Origin of the sequence: Dictyobacter kobayashii, assembly GCF_003967555.1 — a bacterium.
Lineage (GTDB): Bacteria > Chloroflexota > Ktedonobacteria > Ktedonobacterales > Ktedonobacteraceae > Dictyobacter > Dictyobacter kobayashii.
Genome location: NZ_BIFS01000001.1, coordinates 4,327,121 through 4,339,009, shown reverse-complemented (window position 1 = coordinate 4,339,009; position 11,889 = coordinate 4,327,121). Strand labels below are relative to the sequence as shown.

Below are 11,889 nucleotides of genomic sequence, written 5' to 3'. Positions count from 1 at the left end.
TAAAATATATGCTGTTAACCGATTTACGCACACAGGTCGCACGCTATGCCAGAAAAATGTATGAGAGCCAATTGGTACGTGCCACCCAGGGTAACTTAAGCGCTCGTGATCCCGAAACCAATCTAATCTGTATCACACCCAGTGGAGCAGACTACCAGTTGCTAGCCGCTGATGATATCATTGTGGTTGATGAACAAGGTAAAATTGTTGAAGGCAAATGGAAGCCCTCGGTAGAGACACCACTTCATACTTATATTCTAAGTAAACGTCGAGATATTAATTGCGTAATGCATACCCATGCTCTCTATACTTCAGCCTTTGGAGTCGTCTACCAACCGCTCCCCATGATTCTACAGGAATCTGCCTCTTGCCTGGGCGGAGAAGTGCCGATTGTACCTTATCAAGAATCAGGCACGCAGGCTTTTGCCGAGCTGGTAGCACAGACCCTGGGAGAGGGACCAGCCGTTATCTGGGGCAACCATGGCGCAATGGTTGTGGGCATCAATCTGGCGCTGACATTTTCGATTGCTCATGCACTTGAAGACACGGCCCGTATCTATAGCATTGCCAAACAGTTGGGGACGCCGGTTACCTTGCCAGCAGAAGAAGTGGCCAAACTTCATAACAACTGGAAACAGGGATATCGTCAGACGGCCATTGAAGATCCCTTAAATGCCAGATAATCGCTCACTGTGAAATATGATGCTAACGCTAGCGGTACTGTCTCCCAGGACCATACGTAAAGGAAAACGATTATGCAACAAAATTTTGTACGCATCCAAAATGAGGTAGGTCTCCATGCCCGACCTGCTGCACAATTTGTGAAGCTAGCCAAACGATTTAACAGCAAAGTTACAGTGACCTACAATGGAAAAATAGTGGATGCCAAAAGTCTGGTCCGGTTGCTCAGTATCGGGGCGGGAAAAGATGCGGAGATAGAGATCACAACCGATGGCATAGATGAGCAAGAGGCTGCATCTTCCCTGGTTGGTTTGATACAAAATAATTTCATCGAGAAGTAAACAGGTCAGGGCACATCCTGAAGCAGATACAGGATTGCTTGCAGTGTGCCCTTCTACATACAGAAACGCCCTTCACGCTATGAAAGCATTTCTTCTATTTCCGCAGAACTTTCGGCAGCCAGTACCCGCTCCACAAGCTCCCGGGCCTGGGCCGTTGTGGTATTGCGAATAACCTGTTTGACCGCATTAAATGAGCCCGCTTCCATACTCAACTCGTTAATGCCCAGCCCTAACAAGAAAGCACTGGCGCGCGGATTTCCAGCCATTTCACCACACATACCAATCCAGCGCTGCAACTTACGAGCTGTCTGGATAATGTGTGCAATAGTGCGCATAACGGCAGGATGAAAGGGACGATGCAATTCCGCCAGATTGGCATTCATACGATCACTGGCTAACGTATATTGGGCCAGATCATTGGTGCCAATACTAAAGAAATCAGCTTCCTTTGCCAATTGATCAATCAACCAGGCTGAAGCAGGCGTCTCAAGCATAATGCCCAGCCGCAAACCAGGCAACACGGGAGCCGTGAGCTTCCCCTCTTGCAGTAACTGTGCTTCCGTCTCAGCGATGAAAGACTTAGCCTGGCGCAATTCACGTAGATCACAAATCATCGGAAACATAATCCAGAGCGAGGCGACGTTTAACTGGGCAGCCAGCAACAAGGCACGCACCTGGGTACGGAAGATATGCTGGTATGGTGGAGCTAAACATAAGCGAATGCCACGCACGCCTAGGAATGGATTATCCTCCCGGGGCAAGGAGAGATAAGGAACGCTTTTATCTCCTCCAATATCCAGGGTACGCACGATGACGGTCTTACCTGCAAATTCCTGCAGGACGGTGCTATAAGCCTCAACCTGCTCTTCTTCTGAGGGAGCCGTCTCACGGTCTAAGAAAAGGAACTCGGTTCGAAACAGGCCAACGCCACCAGCACCGGCGGCAACTGCTGGCTGTGCATCACGTGGCCGCCCGATATTGGCGGCGATCTCAAGCGTAGTGCCATCAGGGGTTGTAGCCGCCAGTCCGCGCAGTTCCTGAAGTTGTTCTTGCTGTTGTCGATAATCGACCGCTGCCTGCTGATAATGCTGTATGGTGGTGGTGTCCGGCTCGATCAGCACTTCTCCATTGCGGGCATCCAACACCAGCGTTGCCTTCTCCTTACCAGCAAAGTCGGCAATTTTTTCTAGCAGACCATGAACGCCCACAATCGCCGGGATACCAAGCTGGCGCGCGAGAATAGCGGTATGTGAGGTGGGACCACCCTGCTCGGTTGCCAGGCCCAGCACAAACTGAGGATCTAGCCCGGCTGTATCGGACGGCAACAGGTCGCGGGCCAGTACAATTACCGGCTCCTTTAGATAGCGCAACTGTGCCGTAGTCGCCCTTGCAAATGATTGAGAATACTGTCAGTGCCGTAGTCGCCCTTGCAAATGAGAAACGTGTGCGGATATCCTGGACATCAGCGGCCCGGGCACGAAAATATTCATTCTCCATGTCAGCAAATACCTGAGCAATCTCATCGGTCGTCTCAGCCAGTGCCCATTCCACATTCATATGCTCATTATCGATACGCTGATGTGTCCCTTCCAGCAAGGTGTCATCTTCAAACATCATCAGATGAGCATCAAAAATCGCTGCCTCTTCTTCTCCTAAACGACCAGCCACCTGGTCGCGCAATTGAATCACCTCTGCCACAGAGGCTTCAATAGCCTGCTGCAAACGTATTTTTTCTGCTGCAGCAGCCTCAGGAGCAACATGGTTTTTAGAAATCGTGGGAGGGCTGGGATCATAGACTATCCACGAACCAATAGCCACGCCACCAGTAACCGGGATACCCTTTACAATTGAAGACATAACAAAAACCTCATCGTTTATTTCGCGCCTACGGCGCTCGCTTGCAGTTTGTAGTGTCCAGTGGCCAGGCACCTATCTACCATACACTACAAACAAGAAATATTAAAGAAAAAGTTGCACATGGCATTAGCGATAACAGTAGACTCCACCTGTTTGCTTGTTAGTGCTGAACCAATAGGATATTCTACGGTCACAGTAGAGAAAAATCAACTATCATTACAAGGAAAATAAAATATGTTCAATGAAACATTCTGGCAGGCACTGGAAACATTGATTACCAGCAGCACCATTATGATTGATCGTCCAAAGGGATCGCCTCATCCACGGTATCCAGAGGTAATCTATCCATTGGATTATGGCTATCTCAGCAACACAACCTCAGGCGACAACGATGGCATCGATATCTGGCAGGGCAGTATGCCAGAAAAACAACTTACCGCCATCATAGTCACAGTTGATCTGGCTAAACGAGATAGTGAAATCAAGTTGCTCATTGGCTGCACAGCGCATGAGCAACAGATTGTGCTGGCATTCCATAATAAACGGCCCGGTGCTCAATCGGCTTTGCTGGTTGAACGATCAACAACTGAGCAATAGCATATTTACTCGATTGGAATTGCCAGTCCGCTGGCCCCTGGTTGAGAGACTACTGCATCCGGATAGTAACGCTTGATGATATCCATCCCCAGACGGGCTCGGCGTACGCGCTCGCGCGAGAGGACAACAGCGGTAGGCTCCAGATGTGTACCAGCAGGGTAAATATTGGGTGCGTTACGCAGGCCAAATTTAATGTAGACAGGGGCAGCAATCCTGATCAATTCAGGGATATCATATAAACGCACAAAGCCACCCAGATCATCTGGAGCCTCGACATAGATATCCAGCGGAATATCGACTGCTTGCCGAATAGCAGCGATCTGCGGCAGGGTCAGGTCTGTTGGAATATTGAAGGTATCGGCCCCGAGTTTTTCCAGCAAGCGAATAGAAGCAGGATTAGCGGAGGCCATCATCACGCTAATCTTAAATTGCATATCCGCAGGTAGCATTCCCTGCTGACGCATCTCATTGGCAACCCAGAGGGCTCCATCATCAGCCAGCAACACACTGCGAACACCCAGACTGGCAGCGCGCCGTACATCTTCCAGACAGTGCACCAGTTGATCCTGACCACGCAGACGAGGGCCAACCACCTTACCACCACTTGCCACAGCCATAGCACCGATATCCCAGGCGGCATTAGGGCGAGCAAAAAGACTTATCTCCATCCGCTGTGAAATAGCCAGGCGCGCCATCTCTCGTACTTCATCATCGGTCATCAACATCACGCCACTCCCCTGTGAGACGCGATGGATAGTCAGATTATAGCGATCAGCCTCCTCAATGATGGCCGCTAGAGCTGTTGCACTTTCGGTGCTGGGAATCTCTATCCGATACTGGGCACCATCAGGGAAACGTTTCTTACTGGTCGGGAGATCGTAGGCATCACCAGTGGGCAGGCCCAGACTGGCAAGAAAACGACGTGTCTCTTCCATCAGGTTCAGATCCTTTCACATCTACAAAGATGTATTTACTCATGAACCATTATAACCTTTGTAGCCCTATTATGGCGCAAGATGAGCGCATCCACTGCATCTTCATATTCTTCCAGTGAAAAACGATGAGAGATCAGGCTGGCTAATTGAAGCGAGCCATTCAGAAATAGCTGGACCGCATAGCTCCAGGCCGCCGAATTGGCCCCAAAAATAGACACTAATCTGATTTAAGACAAACAGGTCACAGGTAAAACTCAAAGGAGCGATCGAAGCCTCAAGGCCGGTTAACAATACGGAACCACCGCGCTTCACTACTGTGAGCGCCTCTTCAATCGCCTGTACATGTCCGGTACCTTCAAATACCAGGTCGGCCCCGCGTCCACCTGATAGGGATTGAATGAGGGATTGGGTATCTTCACGGCTCATATTCACGGTATGGGTCGCTCCATATTCCTGTGCCTGTTGTAGCCGTTCGGCGCGGAAGCCCAGTACAGCAATGACAGCTGGACTATACAGTCGGGCCAGCTGCACTGCCAGCAGGCTTGATGGTCCGTCCCCAACAATGACGACCACGTCACCTGGCCGAGGCTGAGCGCGTAAAAAGGCGTGGGCCACCACAGCCGCTGACGCTAACAGGGCCGCCTCCTCAAAAGAGATATGATCAGGCAGAACATGAAGCTGATGGGCAGGAACTACCACATACTCAGCCAGTCCACCGGGACGTGTAAAGCCAAGCTCTTCATAGCCAGCCTCGCAGAGGTTTGTCTTACCTTCACGACAGTTACGACAAAGTCCACAGAAACAAATACTCTCAACCGCCACCCTGGCCCCGGGTGCCACATGCGCTACACCTTCACCTACTGCCACCACTTCACCAGACCATTCATGGCCGGGAATGGCAGGATAGCGAAAATAGCCATTGGCACGCTTCCCCTGAAAAAGCTCAACATCGCTCTCACTGATGCCAACAGCGCGTGAACGCACCAATACCTCGCCTGCTCCGATCGTTGGTCGATCTAGCTCCGTCACATGAACCTCACCAGGTTCAGTAATAATTACAGCCTTCATAACCCCCCATAGCCTTTCAATTGCGTACCTATCTCCACAGGTAGGAAGCATGCAAACATCTAAACTGCAATTATTATATATCTTCGATGGAACAAGTATTTAAGCGCAACATTACAGTGGGCGCGCAGGCAAATTGAGCATATGTAGTTGGGGGCGAGTGGCTGGTGGACGACGTAGCATGCTTAATTCCACCTGCAGACATCGCTGCAGCGCATCCCAGACTTTATACACATGCTCTTCAGAGGTACGAATATGGCTGATAGCTACCCGTAGCGTATAGCGGCCACGCACGCGGGTATGTGAAAGGAAAAAGCTTCCCTCCGCATTCACACGTTGCAAAATACGCTCATTCAATCTATCCAGCGCCTGTCCATCCTCAAGGATAGCCGGATGAGCGCGCAAACACACGACGCTCAAGGGAACGGGGGCCATACACTCAAACTCGGAAGAAAGAGCGATCCATCCTTCTAACAGTTGCGCCAGCCGACAATGTTCGGCAATACGCCTCGCCAGACCCTCGCGGCCAAAGTAGCGCATGACCATCCACAATTTTAAAGCCGGAAAACGATGCGGTAACGAAAAATCATAATCCATTAAATCAGGCATCAACTCGCTGGTATTTTCCGTATGTTCCAGATAGGCCGGAGTCAGGCTCAAGGCCGTCTTTAAAATATCTGGCTGGCGGGTAAAAAAGGCGCTGCAATTGAAATTGGTAAACAGCCATTTATGCGGATTGACCGAGAGCGAATCGGCCTGTTCACAGCCCTCAAGTATCCAGCGCTTCTCAGGCACAAGGGCGGCAGCACCAGCATAGGCCGCGTCAACGTGTAACCAGAGTTTATAGCGCTGACAAATAGCGGCAATGTCCACCACCGGATCAATACTGGTTGTCGAGGTTGTCCCTACCGTGGCGACAACCGCGAAAGGGAGATAGCCAGCCTGCAGATCTTCCCGGATAGCAAGTTCGAGAGCTTCAATATCCATACGCAAGGCGATATCCGTACGTATCTTACGCACACCCTCCAGGCCAATGCCCAGAACAATAGCCGCTTTATCAATCGAGGTATGACCCTCCTGAGAGACATATAAACAGAGCCGTGGCAGATCGGTACGGCCACCCATACCCGAGCAGGCAATCAAAGCATCAGGGATCGCTTCACGGGCCGCTAGCAGGGCATGCACAATCGCCGAATTGTGATGGAGCATACCAAACATATCATCGGGCAATCCTAACATCTCTCTTAACCACTTCAGTACAACCTGTTCGACCTCGGTAGCGGATGGAGAGGTACGCCAGAGCATGCGCGTCACATTAAAGGTGGCATCGAACATCTCAGCCAGGATACTAGGACCCGAAGCCGAAAGCCCAAAATATCCCATAAATCCGGCTGAGTTCCAATGGGTAAGTCCAGGTATAATAATACGCTCAAGGTCAGATAGAATAGCATCCATAGACTCAGGTTGTTCAGGAGGATGGATGGGTAAGCGCTGCGCTATCTCGCCCGCAGTGCTACGGGGCAGAATGGGGTATTTTTGAGGCTCGGTCAGATAATCAACCATCCAATCGACAACCTGATGGCCATAGTGGCGCAAAGCTTCGGTATCCATATCACCCAATATATAATCTTCTTCATGATTATTCCTCATCATCCACTTCCCCCAGGAAAACCATAGCAATGAACTCATTTGAGCACATGTTTTGTATTCTCTATTGTAAAGTAACCATCAAAAACAGTCAAACTAATAATATAAGCAATAAATTATTTTCAGCATCTGAATGATAAAATATTAATCTTATATAACCATTAATAACTTTAGATGTATTTAGCCAAATAGTACCATCAGATAAAAAATAGTGCTGAGGAATATTCTACTTGTGCTAACGTGCAAAGATATAGTTATGCAATCAATATCGATGTAGTCAGGGAGGGGCATTGAGATGCCAGCGGTAAAAGATATTCATCAAGCGGGAACAACACGGATAGCGACCATAGCACCCTTACATTCAGAAAAACTTATCCCACACGTAATGCCACGGATACTGACAAGTTGGGATATGACAACCACCTTTATTGTATCAACATATCTGGCCTCCTGCGCCTCTACAGTCGCCGCAGGAGGTCCGGCAGCCATTACTTACCTGGTGCTGGTCGGGCTCACTTTTTTCGTGCCTTGCTTAATCGCCACAGCTCAGCTAGGACACGTATATCCTCACGAAGGGGCGCTCTATAACTGGGCCCATCATACTATCGGGGGCTACTGGAGCTTTTTCGCTGGCTTCTGTGCCTGGTTTCCAGGTGTGCTTATCTCCAGCAGTTTGGCCAGCCTGCTCGTAATCTACGCCACTCCTTTTCTCTATCCGACACTTCTCAACCAACCCTGGAAACAGGGGATCGCCATCTGCCTGGTGCTAGCGGTCAGTGGTTTTCTCTCTACCTTTCGTTTCCGCCTGGTTAAAAACCTGGTCAACCTGCTGGTCATACTACTATTTTCTGGAACATTGGTTATCGCCCTGGCCTGCATCATATGGCTTATCAGGGGACACCATTCAGCCACGACTTTCACCAATTGGTCAGATTGGGAACCCCGATCTGACAACATTGTAATGTTTGGATTGCTGGCTTTTGCCTACCTGGGTACCGAGGGGCCACTAACAATGGCAGGAGAAATAAAAGGACGCAAGGTGATCGGGCGTCACTTGATATGGGGTCCCTTACTCCTTGCGTTGATCTATGCTTTGAATACCTTATCGGTACTGATTGTATTGGGCAGGCAGGCAGCGTATGACCCTTTTGCATTGGTGAGGACAGTCTATGTTGTCCTGGGTAAAGACTTTGCGGTGGCCACCTCTGTGTGCCTGATGGCCTCTTTTCTGGCCACCATACTCGTCTATAACTATCTCTATGCGCGCCTGCTGCTGGTAGCCAGCGTAGACAAACGGCTGCCCAGATATATCAGCAAACTCAATCGACGCCAGGTACCAGTCAATGCCATCCTGCTGCAAGCATTGCTAGCAATTATAGTGACACTGGCAATGTTCAACCTGGCCCCCCTGTTGACTATGATAGGTCAGCCCCAGACTTTTTCTGCACAGGTCTATATGGTAAGCCAGGCCTCAGCCGCGCTGGTCTGGACCATTTCAGCCGCCTTTCTATTTATCTGCCTGATTGGTTGTATACTCAAACAATCGCAGGCCTTTCAGCGTCATCGCATCTTCCCAATCCCATTGCTCTGGTTCAGCATAGTGATTGGTATATTGAGTTGCGCAATCACAGTCGCCGATACCCTCCTTTATTCCTGGACCAACCTGATCCCCAATACGCAATGGTGGTACCTTGTGGGAGGAGTAACCAGTGTATTACTGGCGCTCTCCGCCTTCATCAGCATTTTCGCTAAAAGTGAGGTTGACTGGCAAACCCTCAACGCCTATATTGCAGTACCGCTGCAGAAAGAAAATGCCAGCAGAATAGAGCGCTAATCAAATCAAGACTATAAGATATCCGGCTGTGCTATCGCGCAGAGTATGGCTAGAGGCTAAAGAGACCGATAGCCATACTCTGACGATCAGCTAAGGACTTACAAGCGGGCATTCTTGAACTGCTGCCAGAGTCGATGGGCAATCTGGGCGGCATCCCTCTTCAAACCATAGCGAGACATATATTTACAGATGTTGTCGATATCACGCGTCAGCAGCGAGAGGGCATGTGAGTTGAAGCGTGGATCGACAGCCTGCGGAAAATCAATGATGGTAACTTTTCCCTGCCAATACAGAATATTATAGGCTGAGAGGTCGCCATGGATGATATTCTGCGTCAACCAGAGTTGGATGTTATCCATCAACAATTCAAAGACGGGATAAACCTCTTCGGGCTCCAGGGTAACACTCTGCAGCGAGAATGCTGGCTGCTGCTGCTCCCCAAGATATTCCATCAACAACGCGTTACTGTTGTGGGCCAGTGGCTTTGGCACTGCTGCCCCGGCTTTATGCAGACTGGTCAGGGTCGCAAACTCATGCGATACCCACATACTGAACTGCATCTCACGACCAGCCGAGGATTTATTTTTGACCGCCCGCCGGGCACGCTGATCTGTAATCGTGCGACCCTCTTGATAGACAGTATCGTTTTTAAAACCCCGGTTGTTACGCGAACGATAGACTTTGGCGGCCAGGTATGGCACATTTTGGGATGGATGCGCCCGGCAACAATAGACGGTTGCCTCTTTGCCACTCTTCACCACATGTAAGATTTCAGTAATCCAGGCGTCCGCAAAAAAACTATCGAGCGTAGACTGGAGAGGGTCTACTGCTTGCTCGTCGAGTGCTTTTAAGGCTTCTAAAGCTTCCAGTTCTTCCTGTTCTTCGATGGCACGAACCAATTTTCTCTTAGACAATGAATACTCCTTTGGAATTGAACGAAATCAGCTAAACGTAGATCTGCATGAAAAAACACAATTGTTCCCATTGAGCACCTCTCTTTCTGTGCACTGAACCAGCGCAACAATAAACAATAAAAGAAGGCTGCAAGCATCACGCTTACAGCCTTTTCAAATTATGAAAAAGACCATCTCTCAAGAGATGGCCAGAACGTATCGCATTATTAGCGGGGATTATTTTTTGCCGCAATCTTGCATAGTTATGGCCTGTCTGGAGACGTGATGCAGGAACGAAAAAGTAACTTTCTCCATGTAGCACGCTCCCTTCTCTTTGCAGGGCCATTCAAGTCCCTGGCAAGCTATAACTATATATCACGCATGATAATAACAGATGGAAGATTTGCTGTCAATAAAAAATAAGGGAGTGTCAGAGCTTTTTCATATTCTTCTTTGGCGCCTGCGGCGCCGGGTTGGGTGTGGTGGGTGGCGGCGGCCGCCCACCACACCCGAAAGAATGTACACTCCCTGTTTGAGGATTAGCCAGCGCTATTGATTTGTATGGTTTTGATTTCAGTGAAGAAGTCAATGGCGGCTGGCCCTTGCTCACGGGAGTGTGAGCTGGAATTGTGCATGCCACCAAAAGGAGCATGTGGATCAACCCCGGTCGTGTCTCCGTTTACACGTACCATGCCGCTTTCGATGGCGTGGATATATTCCAAGGAAGCGTTGATATCGTGGGTAAACAGCGAGACACTCAGGCCATATCTGGTGTTATTGGCGATAGCGATCGCTTCGTCGATGCTATGGGCGATCTCAACCACCAGCAGCGGACCAAAGACCTCTTCCTGCGCGACCGACGCATCGGGCGGGACATCGACGACAAGCGTAGGCTCAAAGAAATAACCATTCTTCAAGGAGCCGGTCCTGGCATAATTACCACCCAGCACGACGCGCCCACTCTGGGTACTCTGCTGTGCATAGGAGGCCACCTTCTCAAGCGAGCTCTGGGTAATCAAGGGACCAACCGCGCTGCTGGACTCGGTCGCCGGTGCAACGGGAAGAGCCTGAATTTCGCGCTTGAGCAATTCGACAAAAGGCTCAACCACATCATCAGTGACGATAACGCGGCTGGTAGCCGTACATTTTTGTCCGGCGAAGCGCATAGCGCCAGCGGCCACCAGTTTAGCGGCCTGGTTCATATCCGCATCCCCCAGCACAATGGCAGCGTTCTTACCACCCATCTCTAGCTGATATTTAATGTTGCGCCGGGCCGCGACTTCAGCAATACCCATACCCACTGCATCAGATCCAGTAAAGGTAATACCACGAATAGCATCTTGTCCTATCAAGGCATCGCCAATGGCAGATCCCTTGCCCAGCACCAGGTTCAGCACGCCAGACGGCAAGCCAGCGCTGGCAAATACTTCGGCCAGGCGGACCGCGGTCAATGAGGCTACTTCGGCCGGCTTCCACACCACGGTATTTCCATACGCCAGGGCGGGAGCAATCTTCCAGAGCGGGATCGCAACCGGGAAATTCCAGGGCGAGATCACCGCCACCGGACCAAGCGGCTGGCGCAGCGTAAATTGTAAGCTACCAGCCTTCTGAGCCGGAATAACCTGGCCATTTGGATGTACAGACTCTGAAGCAAAGTAGCGCAGGATCGATACGCCCCGATCAGCCTCGCCCAACGCCTCACCTAGCGGTTTGCCTACCTCCTGCGCTACCAGGGTGCCAATTTCCTGCCGCCGCTCAGCCAGTATATTGGCGGCGCGATACAAGATCTCTGAACGCTCAGGACCGGCCAAGGCCTTCCAGGCGGCGAAAGACTCATGGGCCGCCTCCGCCGCACGCGCTACCACACTCACTGGACCTTGAGGGACACGAGCAAGCACCTGGGTAGTATCAGAAGGATTGAGGTCATCACTCCATTGATCTTCATTAGAATTTAACCATTCTCCGGCAACATAATGTGCTAATAGTTCATGCTTCACAGTATCATCCTCTATCAAATCATAAAAGACCAAACAGCAAAC

At 50.3% G+C, this 11,889-nt stretch carries 10 protein-coding genes and 1 pseudogene; 4 read left to right on the top strand and 7 right to left on the bottom strand.

What is annotated here, in order from left to right; genetic code table 11:
* Nucleotides 1–8: 8 nt before the first annotated feature.
* Together EL645_RS19035 and EL645_RS19030 are read left to right on the top strand one after the other, a co-directional pair.
* Nucleotides 9–683 (top strand): class II aldolase/adducin family protein, encoded by a 675-nt coding sequence (locus EL645_RS19035; protein ID WP_161977490.1) that lies wholly within the window; start codon nucleotides 9–11, stop codon nucleotides 681–683.
* A gap of 72 nt (nucleotides 684–755) precedes the next feature.
* Nucleotides 756–1,022, top strand: a complete 267-nt coding sequence (locus tag EL645_RS19030; RefSeq protein WP_126551966.1) for an HPr family phosphocarrier protein — start codon at nucleotides 756–758, stop codon at nucleotides 1,020–1,022.
* A gap of 77 nt (nucleotides 1,023–1,099) precedes the next feature.
* Here EL645_RS19030 and ptsP read toward each other — a convergent pair whose 3' ends face one another.
* Complete coding sequence (ptsP, locus tag EL645_RS19025) at nucleotides 1,100–2,392, bottom strand: phosphoenolpyruvate--protein phosphotransferase (protein WP_126551965.1); 1,293 nt, start codon at nucleotides 2,390–2,392, stop codon at nucleotides 1,100–1,102.
* Nucleotides 2,393–2,504: 112 nt separating this feature from the next.
* Nucleotides 2,505–2,879: pseudogene (locus EL645_RS42800) on the bottom strand (phosphoenolpyruvate-utilizing N-terminal domain-containing protein); the annotation flags it as partial.
* Nucleotides 2,880–3,113: 234 nt separating this feature from the next.
* Between EL645_RS42800 and EL645_RS19015 the strand changes: the two are divergent.
* Complete coding sequence (locus tag EL645_RS19015; RefSeq protein WP_126551963.1) at nucleotides 3,114–3,476, top strand: inorganic pyrophosphatase; 363 nt, start codon at nucleotides 3,114–3,116, stop codon at nucleotides 3,474–3,476.
* A gap of 5 nt (nucleotides 3,477–3,481) precedes the next feature.
* Here the strand turns inward: EL645_RS19015 and EL645_RS19010 are convergent, their stop codons facing one another.
* The 3 genes from EL645_RS19010 to EL645_RS19000 all read right to left on the bottom strand — a co-directional run bounded on the left by EL645_RS19010 (nucleotide 3,482) and on the right by EL645_RS19000 (nucleotide 7,129).
* Nucleotides 3,482–4,411, bottom strand: coding sequence for a U32 family peptidase (locus tag EL645_RS19010; protein WP_126551962.1), 930 nt, complete (start codon nucleotides 4,409–4,411; stop codon nucleotides 3,482–3,484).
* 102 nt (nucleotides 4,412–4,513) lie between these two features.
* Nucleotides 4,514–5,479 (bottom strand): zinc-dependent alcohol dehydrogenase, encoded by a 966-nt coding sequence (locus EL645_RS19005; RefSeq protein WP_161977489.1) that lies wholly within the window; start codon nucleotides 5,477–5,479, stop codon nucleotides 4,514–4,516.
* A gap of 111 nt (nucleotides 5,480–5,590) precedes the next feature.
* A complete protein-coding gene (locus EL645_RS19000) occupies nucleotides 5,591–7,129 on the bottom strand; it encodes a pyridoxal phosphate-dependent decarboxylase family protein (protein WP_161977488.1) in 1,539 nt (512 codons plus the stop codon).
* A gap of 289 nt (nucleotides 7,130–7,418) precedes the next feature.
* On the opposite strand from EL645_RS19000, the gene EL645_RS18995 reads away from it, so the two are divergent.
* On the top strand, nucleotides 7,419–8,957 hold the full coding sequence (locus tag EL645_RS18995) for an APC family permease (RefSeq protein WP_126551959.1): 1,539 nt from the start codon (nucleotides 7,419–7,421) through the stop codon (nucleotides 8,955–8,957).
* A 98-nt stretch (nucleotides 8,958–9,055) separates the two neighbouring features.
* Here EL645_RS18995 and EL645_RS18990 read toward each other — a convergent pair whose 3' ends face one another.
* The gene (locus tag EL645_RS18990) at nucleotides 9,056–9,871 is read right to left on the bottom strand and encodes a serine protein kinase RIO (protein ID WP_161977487.1); all 816 of its coding nucleotides are present in this window, start codon (nucleotides 9,869–9,871) and stop codon (nucleotides 9,056–9,058) included.
* A gap of 518 nt (nucleotides 9,872–10,389) precedes the next feature.
* Complete coding sequence (locus EL645_RS18985; RefSeq protein WP_126551957.1) at nucleotides 10,390–11,847, bottom strand: aldehyde dehydrogenase family protein; 1,458 nt, start codon at nucleotides 11,845–11,847, stop codon at nucleotides 10,390–10,392.
* Nucleotides 11,848–11,889: the final 42 nt, after the last annotated feature.